Source organism: Klebsiella scottii (assembly GCF_036561945.1).
In the GTDB taxonomy this organism is placed as follows: Bacteria; Pseudomonadota; Gammaproteobacteria; order Enterobacterales; family Enterobacteriaceae; genus Klebsiella; species Klebsiella scottii.
In genome coordinates, this window is the sequence record NZ_JARXNI010000019.1 from 121,060 (window position 1) to 142,145 (window position 21,086).

23 protein-coding genes and 1 other RNA gene are annotated in these 21,086 nt (G+C 55.5%); 8 read left to right on the forward strand and 16 right to left on the reverse strand.

Annotation, left to right across the window (positions count from 1 at the left end; translation table 11 throughout):
* Nucleotides 1-7: 7 nt before the first annotated feature.
* Nucleotides 8-481: a PTS N-acetylgalactosamine transporter subunit IIB gene (gene agaV, locus QFI97_RS04335; RefSeq protein WP_095099794.1), complete on the reverse strand. Its 474-nt coding sequence runs from the start codon at nt 479-481 to the stop codon at nt 8-10.
* Between the two features lie 19 nt (nt 482-500).
* On the reverse strand, nt 501-1,808 hold the full coding sequence (kbaZ, locus tag QFI97_RS04340; protein WP_095099791.1) for a tagatose-bisphosphate aldolase subunit KbaZ: 1,308 nt from the start codon (nt 1,806-1,808) through the stop codon (nt 501-503).
* A 238-nt stretch (nt 1,809-2,046) separates the two neighbouring features.
* Between kbaZ and QFI97_RS04345 the strand changes: the two genes are divergently transcribed.
* Complete coding sequence (locus QFI97_RS04345) at nt 2,047-2,856, forward strand: DeoR family transcriptional regulator (protein WP_095099788.1); 810 nt, start codon at nt 2,047-2,049, stop codon at nt 2,854-2,856.
* 56 nt (nt 2,857-2,912) lie between these two features.
* On the opposite strand, the gene garD is transcribed toward QFI97_RS04345, so the two are convergent.
* A complete protein-coding gene (garD, locus tag QFI97_RS04350) occupies nt 2,913-4,484 on the reverse strand; it encodes a galactarate dehydratase (protein WP_331834954.1) in 1,572 nt (523 codons plus the stop codon).
* Nucleotides 4,485-4,890: 406 nt separating this feature from the next.
* Between garD and garP the strand changes: the two genes are divergently transcribed.
* From garP to rnpB, 5 genes are all read left to right on the forward strand, one after another.
* Nucleotides 4,891-6,225, forward strand: a complete 1,335-nt coding sequence (gene garP, locus QFI97_RS04355; protein ID WP_095099783.1) for a galactarate/glucarate/glycerate transporter GarP — start codon at nt 4,891-4,893, stop codon at nt 6,223-6,225.
* 28 nt (nt 6,226-6,253) lie between these two features.
* Nucleotides 6,254-7,024, forward strand: coding sequence for a 2-dehydro-3-deoxyglucarate aldolase (garL, locus tag QFI97_RS04360; protein WP_095099781.1), 771 nt, complete (start codon nt 6,254-6,256; stop codon nt 7,022-7,024).
* A 28-nt stretch (nt 7,025-7,052) separates the two neighbouring features.
* Nucleotides 7,053-7,943: a 2-hydroxy-3-oxopropionate reductase gene (garR, locus tag QFI97_RS04365; protein WP_095099778.1), complete on the forward strand. Its 891-nt coding sequence runs from the start codon at nt 7,053-7,055 to the stop codon at nt 7,941-7,943.
* A 64-nt stretch (nt 7,944-8,007) separates the two neighbouring features.
* A complete protein-coding gene (gene garK, locus QFI97_RS04370; RefSeq protein ID WP_346430618.1) occupies nt 8,008-9,153 on the forward strand; it encodes a glycerate 2-kinase in 1,146 nt (381 codons plus the stop codon).
* Between the two features lie 32 nt (nt 9,154-9,185).
* Nucleotides 9,186-9,563, forward strand: an RNA gene (gene rnpB / locus QFI97_RS04375) — RNase P RNA component class A.
* 269 nt (nt 9,564-9,832) lie between these two features.
* Here rnpB and QFI97_RS04380 read toward each other — a convergent pair.
* Together QFI97_RS04380 and QFI97_RS04385 are read right to left on the reverse strand one after the other, a co-directional pair.
* Complete coding sequence (locus QFI97_RS04380) at nt 9,833-9,994, reverse strand: protein YhaL (protein ID WP_157349167.1); 162 nt, start codon at nt 9,992-9,994, stop codon at nt 9,833-9,835.
* A 24-nt stretch (nt 9,995-10,018) separates the two neighbouring features.
* Complete coding sequence (locus tag QFI97_RS04385) at nt 10,019-10,720, reverse strand: pirin family protein (protein ID WP_095099770.1); 702 nt, start codon at nt 10,718-10,720, stop codon at nt 10,019-10,021.
* A 104-nt stretch (nt 10,721-10,824) separates the two neighbouring features.
* On the opposite strand from QFI97_RS04385, the gene QFI97_RS04390 reads away from it, so the two are divergent.
* Nucleotides 10,825-11,721 (forward strand): LysR family transcriptional regulator, encoded by an 897-nt coding sequence (locus tag QFI97_RS04390; protein ID WP_095099767.1) that lies wholly within the window; start codon nt 10,825-10,827, stop codon nt 11,719-11,721.
* Nucleotides 11,722-11,759: 38 nt separating this feature from the next.
* On the opposite strand, the gene QFI97_RS04395 is transcribed toward QFI97_RS04390, so the two are convergent.
* The 11 genes from QFI97_RS04395 to QFI97_RS04445 form a co-directional block, all read right to left on the reverse strand.
* Nucleotides 11,760-12,128: a DUF805 domain-containing protein gene (locus QFI97_RS04395; RefSeq protein WP_095099764.1), complete on the reverse strand. Its 369-nt coding sequence runs from the start codon at nt 12,126-12,128 to the stop codon at nt 11,760-11,762.
* Nucleotides 12,129-12,254: 126 nt separating this feature from the next.
* Nucleotides 12,255-13,241 carry a glutathione S-transferase family protein gene (locus tag QFI97_RS04400; RefSeq protein ID WP_095099760.1) on the reverse strand — a complete coding sequence of 329 codons (987 nt, stop codon included), beginning with the start codon at nt 13,239-13,241 and terminating at the stop codon, nt 12,255-12,257.
* A gap of 73 nt (nt 13,242-13,314) precedes the next feature.
* Nucleotides 13,315-13,707, reverse strand: coding sequence for a DoxX family protein (locus QFI97_RS04405; protein WP_095099755.1), 393 nt, complete (start codon nt 13,705-13,707; stop codon nt 13,315-13,317).
* Between the two features lie 220 nt (nt 13,708-13,927).
* On the reverse strand, nt 13,928-14,224 hold the full coding sequence (locus QFI97_RS04410; protein WP_346430619.1) for a YqjK-like family protein: 297 nt from the start codon (nt 14,222-14,224) through the stop codon (nt 13,928-13,930).
* Nucleotides 14,221-14,619 carry a phage holin family protein gene (locus QFI97_RS04415; RefSeq protein ID WP_346430620.1) on the reverse strand — a complete coding sequence of 133 codons (399 nt, stop codon included), beginning with the start codon at nt 14,617-14,619 and terminating at the stop codon, nt 14,221-14,223. Before QFI97_RS04415 ends, QFI97_RS04410 begins: the two co-directional genes overlap by 4 nt.
* A 2-nt stretch (nt 14,620-14,621) precedes the next feature.
* Complete coding sequence (locus QFI97_RS04420; protein WP_041147347.1) at nt 14,622-14,927, reverse strand: ElaB/YgaM/YqjD family protein; 306 nt, start codon at nt 14,925-14,927, stop codon at nt 14,622-14,624.
* 32 nt (nt 14,928-14,959) lie between these two features.
* Nucleotides 14,960-15,328 carry a DUF1090 domain-containing protein gene (locus QFI97_RS04425; RefSeq protein WP_095099746.1) on the reverse strand — a complete coding sequence of 123 codons (369 nt, stop codon included), beginning with the start codon at nt 15,326-15,328 and terminating at the stop codon, nt 14,960-14,962.
* Nucleotides 15,329-15,477: 149 nt separating this feature from the next.
* Nucleotides 15,478-15,864 carry an EnvZ/OmpR regulon moderator MzrA gene (gene mzrA / locus QFI97_RS04430; RefSeq protein ID WP_189339851.1) on the reverse strand — a complete coding sequence of 129 codons (387 nt, stop codon included), beginning with the start codon at nt 15,862-15,864 and terminating at the stop codon, nt 15,478-15,480.
* Nucleotides 15,864-16,526: a DedA family general envelope maintenance protein YqjA gene (gene yqjA, locus QFI97_RS04435; protein ID WP_045856710.1), complete on the reverse strand. Its 663-nt coding sequence runs from the start codon at nt 16,524-16,526 to the stop codon at nt 15,864-15,866. Before yqjA ends, mzrA begins: the two co-directional genes overlap by 1 nt.
* A gap of 451 nt (nt 16,527-16,977) precedes the next feature.
* A complete protein-coding gene (gene exuR, locus QFI97_RS04440) occupies nt 16,978-17,754 on the reverse strand; it encodes a transcriptional regulator ExuR (protein WP_095099744.1) in 777 nt (258 codons plus the stop codon).
* Between the two features lie 130 nt (nt 17,755-17,884).
* Complete coding sequence (locus QFI97_RS04445) at nt 17,885-19,189, reverse strand: MFS transporter (RefSeq protein WP_331834943.1); 1,305 nt, start codon at nt 19,187-19,189, stop codon at nt 17,885-17,887.
* A gap of 480 nt (nt 19,190-19,669) precedes the next feature.
* Here QFI97_RS04445 and uxaC point away from each other — a divergent pair, with 480 nt between their 5' ends.
* Nucleotides 19,670-21,082 carry a glucuronate isomerase gene (gene uxaC, locus QFI97_RS04450; RefSeq protein WP_095099738.1) on the forward strand — a complete coding sequence of 471 codons (1,413 nt, stop codon included), beginning with the start codon at nt 19,670-19,672 and terminating at the stop codon, nt 21,080-21,082.
* Nucleotides 21,083-21,086 lie beyond the last annotated feature (4 nt).

The window sequence follows — 21,086 nt, forward strand, 5'->3', positions numbered from 1 at the left end:
GAATCCCTCAGAGTAGTTTAAAGAGATCCAAAGCGGGTTCTGTTGGAACGCCCTGAACGAAGCATTCCACCCCGGCGGCCTTGAGGCCGTTAAACGCGGCAATATCGTTCGCGTCTACAGAAACCGTTTTGGCAATATGCTGTTTGCCATTGGCGTAGTGCATATTTCCTACGTTGATACGCGTGACGGGAACTCCGCCCTCCACCAGCCTGAGGAAGTCAGCCGGTGTTTTACAGACCAGCAGAATTTTTTGCCTGTCGGCGGCGCGGTGGATATTTTCAATCACTTTTTGCAGCGACCAGAAGCGTACGGCGATCCCCTCCGCCAGCACCATCTCCATCAGATTTTGCTGTACCGAATCTTCAGCAACCTCATCGTTGGCCACCAGCACCAGGTTCGCTCCCGCAAACCCGACCCACTGGACGCCCACCTGACCGTGGATCAAACGTTCATCGATACGACTTAAGACAATGTTTGGCATCGCGTTTTCCTCTTCGTTGTTATGCGTTATGGGACGTAACGCCCTTACAGGCAGCGTGGTACTGCTGCAGTATGTCCTGAATGTGGTCGATGATGAGCTCCCGCGGTGCCGCCTTGAGATCGCCCTCGCGAACTTTGGTGTACTGCAACGGCATATACTGGCTGATGAGCGGCAGCGGAATCGTCCAGTCGGCAAGATTGCGCACCAGGCGTGCAAACGCCTCATCGATCTGGCTGTCCGGCCAGTAGTAGCGGACGCGGTCGGAGTAGCTGTATCCGCGCGCCAGGCGCCGCGCGTTGCCGTCGCCGTGATAGTGGTTTTGCCAATATTCCGGGCGATCGAGCATCACGTTTTCCAGCACCTGACGCAGGCCGGAGCACGCTTTCGCGGGCAGGAGTTCTTCCTCTATTGCCGCCAGCGAGAACAGCGCTTCACGCAGGGCGAAGGTGAGCGCCGGGCCGACCTTCAGAATGGCAAAATGATCTTTCACCAGCTGACGAAGCGCCTGCGGCGTCTGATAGTCCGTGGAGTGGGCTTCAAATATCAGCGTGTCATAAGCTTCCACCATTGCGCTCAGCGCTACGGCTTTCTGCGGCTGATAGTCGATAACGTTGATATGATCGAATTCGACGCCGGGCTGGACCACCAGCCCGATAATGCGCGGCCAGATATTGGTCAACCCGCGCTGCGCAAAGGCATGGCGATGCGCTTCCAGCGTCGCGCGCGCCGCGTCAGGAGTGGTGACCTGCAGTTCGGTAAGCGTTTCATGGGCGCCGCCTGGGACGGGCACTTCGGTGCCTATCACGTAGACCAGGTCGGATTCGCCAAAGTGCTTACGGCAGGTCTCTTCGGCTATCTTTGCCAGTCGGGCGGCGCGATCTGCAACGATCTCATCGGTTAACGGCAGCGGATCGCCCTCGCAGGACATGCTGCAATCGAGATGGATTTTCTTAAAGCCTGCTGCGACGTAGCTTTTAATGAGATCGTCGGCATTGGCCATCGCCTGGGCTGCGGGCAGATTTTGCCAGCGGTTAGGGCCGAGATGATCGCCGCCGAGGATCAGCTGCGACTGGGGAAAATCGAGCGAGCTGGCGAGCTGGCAGACAAAGCCGCGGAAATCAGTGGGCGTCATGCCGGTATAGCCACCGAACTGATCCACCTGATTGGAGGTGGCTTCGATCAGCAGCGGAGCCTGCTGGGCCCGGGCGTAACGAATGGCCGCTTCAAGTACCAGCGGATGCGCGGAACAGACGGCATAAATTCCGCTTGTACTCCCTCGTTTATGCTGTGCCACCATTTCTGTAAGATGTTTCACTTTCCTCTCCATTTCGGATGGTAATGACATTAATCTTTCGTTTTGTTTCATTTAATACTGCGTCATGGTGCTGTAAAAATAAAACGAAAGATAATAGTTTTCCGATCTATTTCACAAAAGAAACATAATGAAAGGTTTCAGCGTCAGGATGTGGACCGCCGTAGCGCGTTGCGGGGCTTGCATTCCGCTAAAAGAAAGGTGTTAATAGGCAAAACGAAATGAAACGAAAGATTTAGCTAAAGGAATACTTATGAGCAGTACCGACTCTTCTGCAGATAAGCGCATCAGCGGCACCAGTGAGAGGCGCGAGCAAATTATCCAGCGGCTGCGGCAGCAGGGAAGCGTGCAGGTGAACGACCTTGCTCTGCTATATGGCGTCTCGACGGTGACGATTCGCAACGATCTGGCCTTTCTGGAAAAGCAGGGCATCGCCGTTCGCGCCTATGGCGGGGCGCTGATCTGTGACGGTACAACGCCCGCTGCGGAGCCGTCAGTGGAAGATAAAAGCGCGCTCAATACCGCGGTGAAGCGCAGCATCGCGCAGGCGGCGGTAGAACTGATTCAACCGGGGCACCGGATTATTCTCGACTCCGGCACCACAACGTATGAAATTGCCCGTATGCTGCGTCAGCATACCGATTTGATAGTCATGACTAACGGGATGAACGTGGCGAATGCGCTGCTGGATGCCGAAGGGGTGGAGCTGCTGATGACCGGGGGACACCTGCGCCGCCAGTCGCAGTCGTTCTATGGCGACCAGGCGGAGCAGTCTCTACAGAATTACCACTTTGACATGCTTTTTCTTGGCGTCGATGCCATCGATCTCGATCGCGGCGTGAGTACCCATAATGAAGATGAAGCGCGTCTGAATCGCCGGATGTGCGAAGTGGCGGAGCGGATCGTTGTCGTGACCGATTCAACGAAATTTAATCGTTCGAGCCTGCATAAGATTATCGACACTCAGCGGATTGATATGATTATCGTTGATGAAGGCATCCCGACCGAAAGCCTTGAAGGGCTGCGCAAGAGCGGCATTGATGTGCGACTGGTGAAGGGCTAAACGTGGCCCCTCTCCTCGCAGGAGAGAGGCTCAACGCTGCGCCGTCCGGCGGTAAATCAGGTTACCGGCGCCGGGTTAAACACCGCCAGCTGGTTATGCAGCCCCCACTGATCTGAGAAGGTTTTCTTCCGGCCGCTGGCGACGTCAAGAATAAACTCAAACAGCTTCAGGCCAACCTCTTCGATACTCTCTTCGCCGGTGGCGATTGTGCCAGCGTTAATATCCATCAGGTCATACCAGCGGTTCGCAAGCTCGGTGCGGGTTGCCATTTTTATGACCGGCACCGCGACGAGGCCGTATGGCGTACCGCGGCCGGTGGTGAATACCTGAACCGTAATGCCTGATGCGACCTGCTGGGTTCCGCAAACAAAATCGCTGGCGGGCGTGGCGGCAAATATCAGCCCGCGTTTCGTCGGGCGCTGGCCCGGCGACAGCACCTCGACAATCGCACTTTTCCCCGATTTGGCGATAGAGCCCAGCGCCTTTTCCACCACGTTGGCGAGGCCGCCCTTTTTATTCCCCGGAGAGGGGTTGGCGCTGCGATCGGTTTGACCGAGGTCGAGATAGTTATCGTACCAGGCCATCTCTTCGAGCAGGCGTTTACCGACCTCCTCGTTCACCGCGCGTGGCGTTAGCAGATGAATGGCGTCACGGACTTCGGTGACCTCTGAGAACATCACCGTCGCGCCGCAGCGTACCAGCAGGTCGGAGGCATAGCCCACCGCCGGGTTGGCGGTGACGCCGGAAAACGCGTCGCTGCCGCCGCACTGCATGCCGACCACCAGCTCGGAAGCCGGACAGGTTTCGCGCTGGCGCTGGTTGAGCTTCGCCAGGTGACGCTCCGCAACCTGCAGAATATCGTCGACCATTGATTTAAAGCCAACGTGATGTTCATCCTGCAGCCGCACGATGCTGGCGCTGTCCACGGCGACAGGCTGGACATCTTCTGTCCCCTGCAGCAGGCGCTCCGGCTGCAGCTTTTCACAGCCCAGGCCAACCACCATCACCTCGCCGCCAAAATTCGGGTTCAACGAGATATTGTGGATGGTGCGGATAGGCACGACGGCCGCCGGCGCGTTGATGGCTACGCCGCAGCCGTAGAGGTGATTCAGGCCCACGACGCCATCGACGTTCGGATACTTCGGCAGCAGGTCGCGTTCGATGATTTTGACCACGTAATCGACAACCCCAGCCACGCAGTGCACGCTGGTGGTGATGCCGAGCAGATTCTTGCTCCCGACGCTGCCGTCGGCATTGCGATAGCCTTCAAAGGTATACCCTTCCAGTGCGGGCAGCGCCTGCGGGACTTTGGTGGCCAGCGGCAGGGTATTCAGCGGCGGCGCGCTGGGCAGTTCTACCGTGGATTCGTCAATCCAGCTGCCGCGCGCGATATCGCGAACGGCGTAGCCGATGACTTCGCCATAGCGGATGATTTCGCCGTGAACGGGAATATCCACCAGCGCCACCTTATGGCCCTGAGGAATATGTTCAATCAGCTCCAGTCCGTCCGGGAAACGACTCCCGGCTTTCAGACCATTATCATTAACAATAATTGCCACATTATCGGTGTCATGTACTTTTATATAAAACGCGCTGGGCGATTCTTGTCTAATTTCGATGTCGGCCATTGTCCAGTATTCTCCAGCCAGGTGGGGATAATAAAATAATAAACTCTATATATTTTGAATCTAATTGAGGATGTTCTCAGTATTGTGGAATTAGAATGTCAGGAGTTCGCCATCAAGAATGTGACCGCGATCACTCATTATCGTGATAGCCGCGCCAGCAGCGGCATCAAAGCGTAAATATGTGCATCAGCGCCCATTATTATATGCATATGTTTAAAGTAATATTTATATTAACCTAATTAATTGTGCGTTTGCACAATGCACGGCGGATGCCTGCTGTTTATACTGAATGACGATTTCATTACGCCAGATTTGCTATTTGATGTTTGTTTTTATTTGAAGGGCATCTTTAGTGTAACGCTCAAATAATAATAAAATAACTTCTCGAGTACCTGAGGTAAATAAAATGATGCTTGATACGGTTGAAGCAACAAAAAAGGGATTCCCCACCCGATATTTAATTTTACTGATAATATTTATCGTCACCGCCGTTAACTATGCCGACCGCGCAACGCTCTCCATTGCCGGAACCGAAGTAGCAAAAGAGCTTCAGCTCAGCGCCGTGTCGATGGGATACATTTTCTCCGCCTTTGGCTGGGCCTATTTGCTGATGCAAATCCCCGGCGGCTGGCTGCTTGATAAGTTTGGCTCGAAGAAAGTCTACACCTACAGTCTGTTCTTCTGGTCGCTGTTTACCTTTCTGCAGGGCTTTGTTGACGTCTTTCCGCTTGCCTGGGCCGGGATCTCGATGTTCATTATGCGGTTTATGCTGGGCTTTTCGGAAGCGCCATCATTTCCGGCTAACGCCCGTATCGTCGCGGCCTGGTTCCCGACGAAAGAGCGCGGTACCGCCTCCGCTATCTTTAACTCTGCACAATATTTTTCACTGGCGCTGTTCTCGCCTCTGCTCGGCTGGTTAACCTTCGCCTGGGGCTGGGAGCACGTGTTTACCGTTATGGGGGTCATTGGTTTTATCCTCACCGGCCTGTGGGCAAAGCTGATTCATAACCCGACCGACCATCCGCGGATGTCAAAAGAAGAGCTGAAGTTTATCTCTGACAACGGCGCGGTAGTGGATATGGACCATAAAAAGCCCGGCGGCAATGCGGCCAGCGGGCCTAAACTCCACTATATCAAGCAGCTGTTAACCAACCGCATGATGCTGGGCGTATTCTTTGGCCAATATTTTATCAACACCATCACCTGGTTCTTCCTCACCTGGTTCCCGATTTACCTGGTGCAGGAAAAGGGGATGTCGATTCTGAAAGTGGGGCTGGTGGCATCCATCCCGGCGCTGTGCGGTTTCGCCGGCGGCGTACTGGGCGGCGTGTTCTCCGACTATCTGATTAAGCGCGGTTTTTCTATCACTCTGGCTCGTAAGCTGCCCATCGTTCTCGGCATGCTGCTGGCCTCAACCATTATTCTGTGTAACTACACCGATAACACCGCGCTGGTGGTGACCCTGATGGCGCTGGCGTTCTTCGGTAAAGGCTTTGGTGCCCTCGGTTGGCCGGTGATTTCCGATACCGCTCCGAAAGAGATTGTTGGTCTGTGCGGCGGGGTCTTCAACGTATTCGGTAACGTGGCGTCCATTGTTACTCCGCTGGTCATCGGCTATCTGGTCAGCGAACTGCATTCATTTAACGCAGCGCTGGTGTTTGTCGGTTGTTCAGCTCTGATGGCGATGGTTTGCTACCTCTTCATTGTTGGCGATATCAAACGTATGGAATTGCAAAAATAATTCACGGTTAAGTGACAAGGTATAAGCGATGAATAACGATATCTTCCCGAACAAATTCAAGGCGGCGCTGGCTGCTCATCAGGTTCAGATTGGCTGCTGGTCCGCGCTGGCCAGCCCCGTTAGCACCGAAGTATTAGGCCTGGCGGGCTTTGACTGGCTGGTGCTGGATGGCGAGCATGCGCCAAACGATATTACGACCTTTATTCCACAGCTGATGGCCCTGAAGGGCAGCTCCAGCGCTGCGGTTGTCCGGGTCCCGACCAACGAGCCGGTTATCATTAAGCGCCTGCTGGATATCGGTTTTTATAACTTCCTGATCCCTTTTGTTGAAAGTAAAGAAGAGGCGGTTAACGCCGTGGCCTCCACCCGCTATCCGCCGGAAGGCATCCGCGGGGTGTCCGTTTCTCACCGCGCCAACATGTTTGGCACCGTGCCGGATTACTTCGCGCAATCAAACAAAAACATCACCATTCTTGTACAGATTGAAAGCCAGCAGGGCGTAGATAACGTCGATGCCATCGCGGCAACCGAAGGCGTTGACGGCATTTTTGTCGGCCCAAGCGACCTCGCCGCGGCGTTAGGCCATCTGGGCAATGCCTCACACCCTGAGGTTCAGCGCGCTATTCAGCAAATTTTTGCGAGTGCGAAAAAGCACGGTAAGCCGAGCGGAATTCTGGCGCCGGTAGAGGCCGATGCGCGTCGCTATCTGGAATGGGGCGCAACCTTTGTTGCCGTCGGCAGCGATTTGGGCGCATTCCGCTCCGCCACGCAGAAGCTTGCGGATTCTTTTAAAAAATAACCCTCGGGATCAAAAGAGAGAGAACGTTATGACGATGAAAGTTGGTTTTATTGGCCTGGGCATCATGGGCAAGCCTATGAGCAAAAACTTGCTGAAAGCCGGTTACTCGCTGGTGGTCTCCGACCGTAATCCTGAAGCGGTTGCCGAAGCGATTGCTGCCGGGGCAGAAACAGCGGCAACGGCGAAGGCTATTGCCGAACAGTGCGATGTGATTATCACGATGCTGCCGAACTCCCCGCATGTGAAAGAAGTGGCGCTGGGTGAAAACGGCATTATTGACGGCGCGAAGCCGGGTACCGTACTGATTGATATGAGCTCCATCGCGCCGCTGGCCAGCCGCGAAATCAGCGAAGCGCTGAAAGCGAAGGGCGTGGATATGCTCGACGCGCCGGTAAGCGGCGGCGAGCCGAAGGCGATCGACGGCACGCTGTCGGTGATGGTCGGCGGTGATAAGGCTATCTTCGATAAATACTACGACCTGATGAAGACGATGGCCGGTTCGGTCGTGCACACCGGAGAAGTAGGGGCAGGCAACGTGACGAAGCTGGCCAACCAGGTGATCGTCGCGCTGAATATTGCCGCGATGTCTGAAGCCCTGACCCTGGCCACCAAAGCGGGCGTCAATCCGGATCTGGTGTATCAGGCTATCCGCGGCGGCCTGGCGGGGAGCACCGTGCTGGATGCGAAAGCGCCGATGGTCATGGATCGTAACTTCAAGCCGGGTTTCCGCATCGACCTGCATATTAAGGATCTGGCCAATGCGCTGGATACGTCCCACGGCGTGGGCGCTCAGCTGCCGCTGACGGCGGCGGTGATGGAAATGATGCAGGCGCTGCGTGCCGACGGTCTGGGTACCGCCGACCACAGCGCGCTGGCATGCTATTACGAAAAACTGGCGAAAGTGGAAGTCACTCGCTAACAAGAAGGGCGCGAAACGCGCCCTGTAATTCTTGCCTTGCGCGGCACTGTCAGGCTACATAACTATGAAAATCGTAATCGCCCCAGACTCTTATAAAGAAAGCCTTTCTGCCATTGAGGTAGCTCAGGCGATAGAAAAAGGATTTCGGGAAATTTTCCCCGATGCAGAGTATGTTTCCGTTCCGGTTGCCGACGGTGGTGAAGGCACCGTTGAGGCCATGATTGCCGCCACGCAGGGTTATGAATATACCGCTCTGGTTACGGGGCCGTTAGGTGAAAAGGTGAATGCCAGCTGGGGAATGTCCGGCGACGGTAAAACGGCGTTTATCGAGATGGCGGCCGCCAGCGGACTGGGTCTGGTTCCGCCGGCGCTGCGCAACCCGCTGCTGACGACATCGCGCGGGACCGGCGAGCTGATTCTCCAGGCGCTGGATCATGGGGCGAAAAATATCATTATCGGCATCGGCGGCAGCGCCACTAACGATGGCGGCGCTGGCATGGTGCAGGCGCTAGGAGCCAGCCTCCGCGATGCTAATGGCAGCGAGATTGGCAACGGCGGCGGGAGCCTCGCCAGCCTGAATGCTATCGATCTCCGCGGTCTGGACGCCCGGCTTCAGGAGTGTGCGATCCGCGTAGCCTGCGACGTGACCAATCCGCTGACTGGTGATGTGGGCGCCTCGCGTATTTTTGGCCCGCAGAAGGGAGCGACCGAAGCGATGATCCTTGAGCTGGATCGCAATCTTGAACACTATGCCGATGTGATAAAAACGGATTTGCGCGTGGACGTGAAACAGGTGGCGGGAGCCGGCGCCGCCGGAGGTATGGGGGCCGCGCTGATGGCGTTCCTGAATGCCGAACTGCGCAGCGGGGTCGAGATTGTCACCCAGGCGCTGAATCTGGAAGAGCATATTCTCGACTGCTCGCTGGTGGTGACCGGCGAAGGGCGGCTTGATAGCCAAAGTATTCATGGCAAGGTGCCGGTCGGCGTGGCGAGCGTGGCGAAAAAATACCATAAGCCGGTGATTGGTATTGCCGGTAGCCTGACCCGCGACGTTGGCGTGGTGCATCAGTTTGGCATCGATGCGGTATTCAGCGTGCTGACCAACATTACAACGCTGGAAGAGGCGTTTCGCGGGGCATCGGACAATATTTATCGCGCGTCGCGCAATATCGCCGCGACATTGCGGGCCGGGATGGCGATGGAGGGATGACAACCGGCGGCAAACCCTCTATACTTCGCGCCGAAGCTGACCAGACAGTCGCCGCTTCGTCGTCGTCCTCCTTCGGGGGAGACGGGCGGAGGGGAGGAAAGTCCGGGCTCCATAGGGCAGGGTGCCAGGTAACGCCTGGGGGGGAAACCCACGACCAGTGCAACAGAGAGCAAACCGCCGATGGCCCGCGCAAGCGGGATCAGGTAAGGGTGAAAGGGTGCGGTAAGAGCGCACCGCGCGGCTGGTAACAGTTCGCGGCACGGTAAACTCCACCCGGAGCAAGGCCAAATAGGGGTTCATAAGGTACGGCCCGTACTGAACCCGGGTAGGCTGCTTGAGCCAGTGAGCGATTGCTGGCCTAGATGAATGACTGTCCACGACAGAACCCGGCTTATCGGTCAGCTTCAACTCATTCGACACCAAACCCGCTCCGGCGGGTTTTGTGCTTTCTGCGCGGATGAATGACTGTCCACGACGCTTTCCATGAAAAGAACGCGGCTTATCGGTCAGCTTCAACTTTATTCAGGAACCCCGCTTCGGCGGGGTTTTGTGCTTTCTGCACGGATGAATGACTGTCCACGATGCTCTTTATGAAAACAAAGCCGCACGGCGGAGGTCAAAATGGCCTGGTCAGGCGGGATGACGCGGCATCGGCCCCGGCAGGAGCCGATTTTGGGTATCAGGCGACTTTTTCTTCATCCTGAAGTCGTATCTCCGCATCGGCGACGATAGCCTCCAGCTCGCTTAGCATCTCTTCGTAGCCAAAGCTGACGACGTTTGTTGTTTCCGGCAAGGTCGGCTGAATCGGCGATGCGCTCTTCTTCGATTTCTTCTTACTCACTGATAAGCTCCATGACTCCCGTTTTTACACCGGTAAATCTATCAGTAAAGCGCGCAAAGGCGTATCGGCAACGAGGGTAATGTTAGCTTCATCACGAATAAATGCGCCGTCGCCGCAGGTCAGCGCCTGCTTTTCCTCTTCATGCGCCACGGCGTGCACGGTCCCGTGAATCGACTGCAGATAGGCGCGTGGTCCGTGAAGCTGCACGTTAATCCGATCGCCTTTAGCGAGATCGAGATGATGGATCCAGACCTGCTGGCGTAGCTGCAAACTATTCTGCGCGCCGTCGGGTGAAGCCAGCAGCTGCCGGGGACCTTCGGTGATACTCATCTTCTGTACCAGCGGATTTTCACGCTCCGGGCAGGCGTCCAGCCACAGCTGCATCCGCGTTAGCGAACGATCTTTACTCAGATTATGCTCGCTGTAGCTGACGCCCGGCTGGGTCGAAATCAGCAGCGCTTCGCCGGCTTTGGCGTGCATGTGGTTGCCGTCGCTATCGCGGTACTCCGCTTCACCTTCCAGGATCAGATTCAGGATATCGACTTTCGGATAGGTACGCGGCTGGAACGATGCGCCCGGTGCCAGAACTTCCTGGTTGAGCACGCGCAGGGAGGCGTAGCCTAACAGTTTAGGGTCGAAGTAGTGTCCAAAGGAAAAGGTGTAGCGGGCCTGCAGCCAGCCGAAATCTGCTTGTCCGCATTGTTTGGCTGTTCGGGTAGTAATCATTGTCTTGACCTCTCTTTACACTAAATCAATGGTAAAGGTATGGACGCTGTATTGTTAGCCAGATATTCTGCCCGGTATATTCAAATTTCCTGAATGAGAGCGCTATGGCTAAAGAGAGAGCATTAACGCTGGAGGCGTTGCGCGTAATGGATGCGATCGACAGGCGCGGGAGCTTTGCCGCCGCGGCTGACGAGCTCGGACGCGTCCCTTCGGCGCTTAGCTACACGATGCAAAAACTGGAAGAGGAGCTGGACGTGGTGCTGTTTGACCGCTCCGGTCATCGAACAAAATTCACCAACGTTGGCCGCATGCTGCTGGAGCGTGGACGCGTCCTGCTGGAGGCGGCGGATAAGCTCACTACCGATGCTGAAGCGCTGTCCCGCGGTTGGGAAACGCACCTGACTATCGTCACCGAAGCGCTGGTACCGACCACCGACTTTTTCCCGCTGATTGAAAAGCTGGCGACCAAATCGAACACGCAGCTCTCCGTCATTACGGAAGTGCTTGCCGGCGCATGGGAGCGCCTTGAGCAGGGCCGGGCGGATATCGTCGTCGCGCCGGATATGCATTTTCGCTCTTCGTCGGAAATTAACTCGCGTAAGCTCTACTCGGTGCTGAACGTCTATGTTGCGGCGCCGAATCACCCTATTCATCAGGAGCCGGAGCCGCTTTCCGAAGTCACGCGGGTGAAATATCGCGGCGTGGCGGTGGCGGATACCGCGCGTGAACGTCCGGTACTGACGGTGCAGCTGCTCGACAAGCAGCCGCGTTTAACGGTCAGTACGATTGAAGATAAGCGCCAGGCGCTGCTGGCAGGGCTGGGGGTGGCGACAATGCCTTACCCGCTGGTTGAGCAGGATATTGCCGAAGGGCGCTTACGGGTTGTCAGCCCGGAATATACCAATGAGATTGACATTATTATGGCCTGGCGCCGCGATAGCATGGGCGAGGCTAAATCCTGGTGCCTGCGGGAAATTCCGCGACTGTTTACCGGGAAGTAAATCAGCGCCGCGTGCCGCCCGAAGGCGGCGCGCGTTGTTCACGATGAAAGGGGTTTTGGATCGGGCCCGAAGCGGTTATTTCCGGGCGTTCCGCTTTGGCAATTGAACACCAGAATCACCAGCCAGCCAATCACCGGGATCAGCAGCAGCAGTAGCCACCACGCCGAGCGGTCCGTGTCATGCAAACGCCGAAACTGTACCGCCCACCACGGCAAAAAGATCAGCACGCCGTAAATCGTCGTCAGGATGCCTTCACCTCCCGCCCGCTGCCAGCCCAGCATTTTATCGATAATGCTGAGCACGCCGGTCAGGATGATATTGACCAGAATAAACATCCAGTACTCTTTACGGCGGGCGCGGCCGCCAAAGCCAATATAGTTTCTTATTACCCGTAGATACCAGTCCATTCTCATGCCTCGATTAGCCGTCAATCACTTGTTTTTAAAGAGATCGTAATAAGAATAGACGTGAATGAAAGGCGGGTAAATATCGCGGCTCTGAAATTTCAGGCGCCGCAAAGGGCGCCCGATACATCAGCGAAAAAGAAGATCGCGGCCGTGCGGCTCGTTGAGATCCTGCTGCGGACCGACGGAGATAATTCCGGTCGGGTTGATGGTTTTATGGCTGCGGTAGTAGTGGTTGCGAATATGGCCAAAATCAACGGTCTCCGCAATGCCCGGCATCTGGTAGATGTCGCGCAGGAAGCCGTACAAATTAGGATAATCGCTGATGCGCCGCTGGTCGCATTTAAAGTGGGTCACATACACCGGGTCGAAGCGCACGAGGGTCGTCCACAGACGAATGTCGGCTTCGGTCAGCTGGTCGCCCGTCAGGTAACGGTGCCGGGCAAGGATCTGCTCCAGGCGTTCCAGCGAAGCAAATACGCCATCAACGGCTTCATCATAAGCCTGCTGGCTGGTGGCGAACCCGGCTTTATAAACGCCGTTGTTCACGCTGTCGTAAATCCAGCCGTTCAGCTCATCGATGTTCTCGCGTAGCGCAGGCGGATAGTAATCTCCGGCCGTCGCCCCAAGCCCGTCGAAGGCGGTATTGAACATACGAATAATTTCAGCTGATTCGTTGCTGACGATAGTTTGCTGCTTTTTATCCCACAGTACCGGCACCGTCACTCTCCCGGTATATTGCGGGTCGGCATGCAGATAGAGCTGATAAAGGAACTGGTGCTGATACAGCGTATCGCCGGTAGCGTCAGGGAAGCTGCTATCGAACGTCCAGCCGTTCTCGAACATCAAGGGATTCACCACCGAGACGGAGATAAACGGCTCCAGGCCTTTTAGCTTGCGCAGAATAAGGGTGCGATGCGCCCAAGGGCAGGCGAGAGAAACGTACAGGTGATAGCGATCTTTTTCGGCAGCGAAGCCGCCATCGCCGCTCGGCCCCGGAGCGCCATCGGCGGTCAGCCAGTTACGGAAGGCCGAAACGGAACGCTTGAATCGTCCTCCGGTGGATTTGGTGTCATACCAGGTATCGTGCCAGACGCCGTCGACTAATTGGCCCATTTTTTCCTCCTTCAGACTGTAGATAGCAAAAGCGAGGAGATATCTCCTCGCTTTTCGATTCAGTATAGTGCGCTTACCACTTTTTATTCAGCACGCGGTCGATGCTAAATGCGCCCGGACCGGTGATAGCCAGCAGCAGGAAGCCGCCTGCGATGGTCAGGTTTTTCATGAACATCAGGGAGTTCATGCCTTCAGCAAAGTTGCTGTGGAACAGGAACGCGGTCAGCAGGGTAAAGCCGGCGGTGAACAGCGCGGTAGTACGGGTCAGGAAACCGAACAGGATTGCCAGGCCGCCGCCGAACTCAAGCAGAATGGTTAACGGCAGTAATGCACCCGGTACGCCCATGGCTTCCATGTATTGTTGAGTGCCGGCATATCCGGTGATTTTTCCCCAGCCTGCGGTGATAAACAGGATTGGCATCAGGATACGTGCTACCAGTACACCAACATCTTCTAATTTTTTCATTTCTTACTCCAGAAAACCCAAAGGGCGGCGATTTTGTTTTTTGGCGCAAACCTGCGTAATTACGCGGGGTTGCTGTCGATGGAGAGAATATTAGCGAGAGGTTGAAGTAATTGTTAGCAAGGAAAACTGTAGATCTTCTTCAAGAATTCTGAGTAATTGCTTATGCGACAGGCAAATAAAAGGACCGGTTAAGGTCCTGAGAGCAGAGCGGGGGAAAAACTCAGCGCGATGATTGCTGGCGCAGCAGGCCTCTGACCATGCGCCAGGTACTCCAGGCGCCGACGCCGCGCCGGGTCCAGCGCAGAAGAAAGCGAGGATGGCGAACTGACCAGATTGCCATGATACCGCTGCCGACCATCGCCCACGAGCGAAGGTTTTGCAGCGTCAGCCAGCCTCGGTCGAGCGGCGCGGTGGCCGTCAGCCAGTCGCGGCGGCCGGCGGTTAAATCCAGCCGCTGCTGCTGGATCTGCCGCAGCAGAAGGGCCTTACGCCGCTCACGTTCCTGTTGACTGCTCACGGTTGATCATCCTCCAGCAGCGCTCTGTCGTTAGCCAGCTCTGTGCGGGTGTGACGCAGGAATGTGGAACGCCGGGCCTTACGTAGCGTCCAGATACCGCCGATCAGCGAAGCGAGCAGCAGCACGACGGTGGTCGCTATCATGACGTTCAGGCGGTACTGCGGATCGACGGCCCAGATAATGAGCACCAGCAGGCTCATCAACCCGAACGCGGCGAACAGCAGGGTCAGCCCCAGAATCAGAAACAGCTGGAAGAGGTTAGACTTCTCTTCTTCCAGCTCCACGACCACCAGACGCAGACGCGTTTCCACCATTTCAACCAGCAGCGAGACGATGCGCTGGCCAATGCCGAAAACGCTCTGACCTGGTCCTTGCGTGCGTTGAGAGTCCGCCATAATTAGCGACGCGTCAGCAGGACACCCAGCACCAGCCCAACGGCTGCGCCAATACCTACGCCGGTCCACGGATTTTCGCGAACGTATTCGTCGGCGCGAGCGGCGCTTTCACGGGTCTGCCTGACGATGGCATCGCCGGTTTCACCCAGGCGCACGCGGCTTTCTTTCAGCGCGCTTTCCGCTTTGCTGCGCAGCTTGCCTATCTCTTCCTTCGATTTATCCGTGGAGGAGTTCAGCACTTCTTCCAGGGTATCAGCCAGAGTCTTCAGTTCTGCACGCAGGTCGTCTGCAACGTTATCTTTAGGCATCTTTCTCTCCTGTAAAGTGATCCATATACATACTAGTACTCACGTGACTCAAGCGCTTTCAGCTCTTGCTGCGCTTCATCAAGTTTACGCTGACGCTTGCTGATTTTCTCAGCATCGCCTTTCTGTTTGGCTTCGCGCAGATCGCGCTGACGTTCGCTAATTTCTTCCCGCTGTTTAGCGATTTTTTGCTGGTGATCGGCTTTAAGCTTGCTGTCGCTACAGTGTGCCTTAACTTCACTCAGCGCCTTGTTGAGGCCATCAATACGGTTCTGATTATGATGTTTCTCGGCATAGCTAATCTCCCGCTGGATATCCTGCTCTTTTTCCTGACAGGGGGAGAGGGCAAAAGCGCTGGTGCTAAGCGAAGTTAAAACCAGGAGCAAAGCGATGCGGTGTTTCATGGATGCTACCTTCCATTGTGTGAGGGCATATTCATAAGATATACCCGATCCAGTTGATTAACGTCAGCCCGGTGGCTCCCGCAGTCTTAAGCATAGTAAGGAAAACAGGAAACCACCAAACTGCGTGAAAATATTCAGAATTTTGGCAATTATCCAAACCTGTGTGGCGTATCGCGCAGGCGGGAGAGCCATGCTGTTGGCGTGTTATCTTCCTCCAGCAAAGCAATAATATAGCCGTGTGGCAGGGCGCGTCCCAGCACTTCTTTCGCCGCTATTCCCTGGGCGCTGGAATCGAATTTGATCAGCAGGCCATCTTTTTGCGGCGTGATGCTTTTAAAACGAATGCCGTTGGCATCAAGATGGTGCCAGACGGAAAAGCCGTCCGGCATGCCAACATCCTGACTTACAGGGTGGATAGCGAGAGTGGCTTCGTGGTGTTGCGCCGCCAGCCAAAGCCAGAACAGGGCGCACAGCAAAAGAGAACCGCCCAGCATCCAGCCTGTCTGACGCAGAGAAGGGCGTTTTTTAACCATCATCAGCCCCGACTTCTGTGTTTTTTCTTCCACATCACAATGAGCGAGCCGATTAAGCCAAACACCAGCAGCACCACCGGCAGCAGCATCAGGCAGGACATGAGCTGATCTTCATATTTCAGGAATACTGGCGTTTTGCCCAGCAGGTAGCCCAGTGAAGTCAGAATCAGTACCCACAGCAGGCCGCTCATCCAGTTAAAGAACTGGAAGCGCGCATTATTCAGCCCCGAGATGCCGGCAATCGTCGGCAGCAGGGTGCGAACGAAAGCGATAAAGCGGCCAATCAGCAGCGCGGAAAGCCCGTGCTTATGGAAAAGATGGTGCGCGCGCTGGTGGTAGTGGGACGGCAGATGCGAAAGCCAGTTTTGCACAATTCGCGTATTGCCCAGCCAGCGGCCCTGAATATAGCTCAGCCAGCAGCCGAGGCTGGCGGCGGCGGTGAGCAGCAGCAGCGTTTCGGGAAAGCCCATTGCGCCCTTAGCAATCAGGACGCCAACCAGAACTAACAGGCTATCGCCCGGTAAAAAAGCGGCCGGAAGCAGGCCGTTTTCGAGAAATAAGATCATAAATAAGACGAAATAGAGCATGCCAATCATGGAGGGATTGGCGAGAGTTTCGTAATCCTGGCTCCACAGAGCATTTAACAATTGGGTTAATAGTTCCATTCACGATTCCTGGTACATCGGTTAACGGTACGTCTGAACGCAGTGTAAATATAGCGACATAGGTTGTTATAGGATTATGGTCGCTGCTGATGCGATCTGAACGGATCCCTGTCTGACATCATCTTCTTCAGGTCGTTCCAGGCTACTTTGCGCGGAAAAACCAGCCCCACGTTGCCGGGTTTTTCTTTCTTTGCCCTCTGAACGCACCCTGAACTGTTTTGTGCATCAGATAAACATAAGCAAATGCGGGCTACAGAACGACGAAATGCATCTAATTGTAACAAAACCGCTGACTTTACGGCAGATAAATTGCAGTTTGTTGCATGTTGATTTTGCTGATTGCGGCGGCGGGTGGCGAGTGTCTTTACACAGGCTGACACTATAGATGTTTGCTTACCTGGTCAGGACTGCGGGCAGACGCTGGGTGCCGGCCCGGAATGAGGATAATCGCTTATTTTACGCCGTTGGCGGCGGTATCAAGGTGAACAACCGGATTTTCCGCAAACAGGTAGCGATCGGCGTTGAATTCAAAATCATCGCTGGTTTCGTTGAACAGCATCAGCTTGGTATTTTCCAGATGCTGCCACATCGCCAGCTTCGCGGCGTGCGGATCTTTACGAATCAGCGCTTTAAGGATCTGGTCGTGATCGTCGCACCAGCTATCGACGGTGCGCATGTCGATATGGTCGTGCAGTTTTTTCCAGTAGGGGTTGTGTACGCGCTGGGTCCACATTTTTTCGACAATAGCCGCGAGCGCGGTGTTCTGGGTCGCCAGCGCAACCTGAACGTGAAACTGGAGGTCCCACTCGGAATCGCGGAAGCACTTCTCTTTCCGCGCCTTCTCCTGGATCTCCATAAGCTTCATGATGTCCTGCTTGGTCACCTGGGTGGCGGCAAACTCGGCGATATTGCTCTCAATCAGCTGGCGGGCCTGCAGCAGCTCAAACGGACCGTAGTTCGCGAACTCCAGGCTTTCGTCGATCGGCTGCTGGTGCTTTGGATGATTGGAGATAACGTGAATGCCTGAGCCTTTGCGCACTTCAACATAGCCTTCGACTTCCAGCATGATAATGGCTTCGCGAACCACGGTACGGCTAACGCTTTTCTCGTCGGCAATGAACCGCTCTGCGGGCAGCTTATCGCCCACCAGGTAGACACCTTGTTCAATACGTGCCTTCAACTCTGCGGCAAGCTGTTGATACAAACGACGTGGTTCTGTGATTTCCATATTCGCTCCCGGAAGATGGCGACAATATTGGATTTGTTATACCACTTTTACGCGCATCCCACCACTGCCAGGCATGAAAAAGCCGCCTTTATAGAGGCGGCTTTAGCGGGTCAATCGAGCGGGGCAGGCGCTAGCTTTGCGTCACCGGTTTACTCGCGCTGAGCGGAGTGGGGTCATCATCGTTCGCCGATTTGTTCTTCAGTACGGTCCAGATGACGACGGCGCCCAGCAGGTCGAAGACTGCCAGCACGGCGAACAGCGGGCTAAAGCCGATGGTATCCGCCAGCGCGCCGACCACCAGAGCAAACATGGTGCTCGCCATCCAGGCCGCCATCCCGGTCAGGCCGTTGGCGGTCGCTACCTCATTACGGCCAAATACGTCGGAAGAGAGCGTAATCAGCGCACCGGACAGCGCCTGGTGAGCAAAGCCACCGATGCACAGCAGAGCGATAGCCACGAACGGGCTGGTGAACAGACCAATCATACCCGGGCCAATCATCAGTACGGCGCCCATGGTGACGACCATTTTACGCGAGACGATCAGGTTGACGCCAAACCAGCGCTGGAACAGCGGCGGCAGGTAGCCGCCAACGATACAGCCGAGGTCAGCGAACAGCATTGGCATCCATGCGAACATGGCGATCTCTTTCAGGTTAAAGCCATACACTTTAAACATGAACAGCGGGATCCACGCGTTGAAGGTCCCCCAGGCCGGCTCTGCAAGGAAGCGCGGCAGGGCGATACCCCAGAACTGACGGTTGCGCAGAATCTGCCACGGCGACATTTTCTTACCGTTGTTGGTCTGATGCTGAGACTCCTGGCCGCCGATGATGTAGTCGCGCTCTTCGGTGGTTAATTTTTTCTGGTCACGCGGATGTTTATAGAACACCAGCCACGCCATTGCCCATGCGAAGCTCAGAACGCCGGAAATAATGAACGCCATCTGCCAGCTGTGCATCACAATCGCCCACACCACCAGCGGCGGCGCGATCATCGCCCCGATCGAGGAGCCAACGTTGAAGTAGCCAACGGCAATAGAGCGCTCCTTTGCCGGGAACCATTCAGAGCTGGCCTTCAGCCCTGCAGGGATCATGGCGGCCTCAGCGGCGCCGACGGCGCCACGAGCCAGCGCTAATCCGCCCCAGCTGCCTGCCAGCGCCGTTGAGCCACAAAAAATAGCCCAGGCGACAGCGAAGAAGGCGTAGCCGATTTTGGTACCCAGAATATCCAGCACGTAGCCCGCAACAGGCTGCATAACGGTATAAGCAGCCGAGTAGGCCGCGATGATATAGGAATACTGTTGGGTGGAGATGTGTAACTCTTCCATCAGAGTTGGCGCAGCCGCAGCCACAGTGTTACGCGTCAGGTACCCCAGCACGGTGCCCAATGTCACCAGCGCGATCATATACCAACGTAACCCTTTAATTTTACGCATGTAAAACCTCATCGTTTATTTTATATCCGCAGCGTGTGCGGCCATCTTCAGTTCTGTAACAGAGATGAAGAGGGAGAACGGAGGGCTCAGGGTGGGAAACCCGTATGGCCCGAACCTTGCCATCAATCGTTATGTTTAAGCCGGCATCCATACCGTTCAATCCGATGCGTGTTGTCATCGGTAATGCATTCCGTCGGTTCATATGTTTCGACGAAAGCAAGATAACTTGTCATACAACTTCAAAGGTTGAGTGCCGTCACAAAAGTGGGAAAGTTTATGGGGGTATTATTCTCTGCGAGCAAAGCCAGTGCTGGCGCGGCCTGGCGAAGCTTTTACTCCTTTGGCGGTAATTTTTTTGTCAGCGTTTATTGATCTAACTCACGAAAAAGATTTCAGCCTCTGGAAATTGGTGTGATAACTTTGTCAGCATTATAGTCAATCATCTGAAGGGCTCCCCAAAGGGGCGAAGAGGAAAAGAAAATGACACCGTTTATGACTGAAGATTTTCTGCTTGATACCGAGTTTTCCCGCCGTCTGTACCATGACTATGCCAAAGACCAGCCGATTTTCGACTATCACTGCCACCTGCCTCCGCAGCAGATTGCCGAAAATTATCGTTTTAAAAATCTGTATGACATCTGGCTGAAAGGCGATCATTACAAATGGCGCGCGATGCGCACTAACGGCGTTGCTGAACGCCTGTGTACCGGCGATGCGTCGGATCGCGAGAAGTTTGCCGCCTGGGCCGCCACCGTACCGCATACTATTGGCAACCCGTTATACCACTGGACGCATCTTGAGCTGCGTCGTCCTTTTGGTATTACAGGTACGGTGCTATCTCCGGCTACCGCCGATGAAATCTGGGATCGATGTAACGAGCTGCTGGCGCAGGAGCGTTTTTCTGCCCGCGGCATCATGCAGCAGATGAACGTGAAAATGGTCGGTACGACCGACGATCCGGTTGATTCGCTGGAACACCACGCGGCGGTGGCAAAAGACGGTAGCTTCACCACCAAAGTTCTGCCGAGCTGGCGTCCGGATAAGGCGTTTAATATCGAACAGGCGACCTTTGGTGACTACATGGCGACGCTTGGCGAAGTATCCGATACCGATATTCGTCGCTTTGCCGACCTGCAGTCTGCGTTAACGAAGCGTCTCGATCACTTCGCGGCTCACGGCTGTAAAGTCTCTGACCACGCGCTGGATGTGGTGCTGTTTGCCGAAGCCAGCGAGGCCGAGCTGGATAGCATCCTCGCACGCCGCCTGACCGGCGCCGTCCTCAGCGAGCGCGAGGTCGCGCAGTTCAAAACCGCCGTGCTGGTCTTCCTCGGCGCAGAGTACGCCCGCCGCGGCTGGGTACAGCAGTACCACATCGGCGCGCTGCGTAACAATAACCAGCGTCAGTTCAAGCTGTTAGGGCCAGACGTTGGCTTCGACTCCATCAACGATCGGCCGATGGCGGAAGAGCTGTCGAAGCTGCTGAGCAAGCAGAATGAAGAGAATCTGCTGCCGAAAACCATCCTCTACTGCCTGAACCCGCGCGACAACGAAGTGCTGGGGACCATGATCGGTAACTTCCAGGGCGAGGGGATGCCGGGCAAGATGCAGTTCGGCTCCGGCTGGTGGTTCAACGATCAGAAAGATGGCATGGAGCGCCAGATGACCCAGCTGGCTCAGCTTGGCCTGCTGAGCCGCTTCGTCGGCATGTTGACCGATAGCCGCAGCTTCCTGTCCTACACGCGTCATGAATATTTCCGCCGCATCCTGTGCCAGATGATCGGTCGCTGGGTCGAAGCGGGCGAAGCGCCGGCGGATATTCAGCTGCTGGGCGAGATGGTGCAAAACATCTGCTTTAACAATGCGCGTGATTACTTCGCCATTGAACTGAACTAAGACC

Coding starts and splice junctions, on each gene's coding strand:
- QFI97_RS04400 (WP_095099760.1), bottom strand. CDS start 13,241: ATGGGCCAATTAGTCGACGGCGTCTGGCACGATACCTGGTATGACACC.
- QFI97_RS04395 (WP_095099764.1), bottom strand. CDS start 12,128: ATGGACTGGTATCTACGGGTAATAAGAAACTATATTGGCTTTGGCGGC.
- QFI97_RS04445 (WP_331834943.1), bottom strand. CDS start 19,189: ATGCGTAAAATTAAAGGGTTACGTTGGTATATGATCGCGCTGGTGACA.
- QFI97_RS04405 (WP_095099755.1), bottom strand. CDS start 13,707: ATGAAAAAATTAGAAGATGTTGGTGTACTGGTAGCACGTATCCTGATG.
- QFI97_RS04425 (WP_095099746.1), bottom strand. CDS start 15,328: ATGAAACACCGCATCGCTTTGCTCCTGGTTTTAACTTCGCTTAGCACC.
- QFI97_RS04390 (WP_095099767.1), top strand. CDS start 10,825: ATGGCTAAAGAGAGAGCATTAACGCTGGAGGCGTTGCGCGTAATGGAT.
- QFI97_RS04415 (WP_346430620.1), bottom strand. CDS start 14,619: ATGGCGGACTCTCAACGCACGCAAGGACCAGGTCAGAGCGTTTTCGGC.
- exuR (WP_095099744.1), bottom strand. CDS start 17,754: ATGGAAATCACAGAACCACGTCGTTTGTATCAACAGCTTGCCGCAGAG.
- QFI97_RS04420 (WP_041147347.1), bottom strand. CDS start 14,927: ATGCCTAAAGATAACGTTGCAGACGACCTGCGTGCAGAACTGAAGACT.
- garK (WP_346430618.1), top strand. CDS start 8,008: ATGAAAATCGTAATCGCCCCAGACTCTTATAAAGAAAGCCTTTCTGCC.
- agaV (WP_095099794.1), bottom strand. CDS start 481: ATGCCAAACATTGTCTTAAGTCGTATCGATGAACGTTTGATCCACGGT.
- garP (WP_095099783.1), top strand. CDS start 4,891: ATGATGCTTGATACGGTTGAAGCAACAAAAAAGGGATTCCCCACCCGA.
- mzrA (WP_189339851.1), bottom strand. CDS start 15,864: ATGATGGTTAAAAAACGCCCTTCTCTGCGTCAGACAGGCTGGATGCTG.
- uxaC (WP_095099738.1), top strand. CDS start 19,670: ATGACACCGTTTATGACTGAAGATTTTCTGCTTGATACCGAGTTTTCC.
- garR (WP_095099778.1), top strand. CDS start 7,053: ATGACGATGAAAGTTGGTTTTATTGGCCTGGGCATCATGGGCAAGCCT.
- garD (WP_331834954.1), bottom strand. CDS start 4,484: ATGGCCGACATCGAAATTAGACAAGAATCGCCCAGCGCGTTTTATATA.
- kbaZ (WP_095099791.1), bottom strand. CDS start 1,808: ATGGAGAGGAAAGTGAAACATCTTACAGAAATGGTGGCACAGCATAAA.
- QFI97_RS04345 (WP_095099788.1), top strand. CDS start 2,047: ATGAGCAGTACCGACTCTTCTGCAGATAAGCGCATCAGCGGCACCAGT.
- yqjA (WP_045856710.1), bottom strand. CDS start 16,526: ATGGAACTATTAACCCAATTGTTAAATGCTCTGTGGAGCCAGGATTAC.
- QFI97_RS04385 (WP_095099770.1), bottom strand. CDS start 10,720: ATGATTACTACCCGAACAGCCAAACAATGCGGACAAGCAGATTTCGGC.
- garL (WP_095099781.1), top strand. CDS start 6,254: ATGAATAACGATATCTTCCCGAACAAATTCAAGGCGGCGCTGGCTGCT.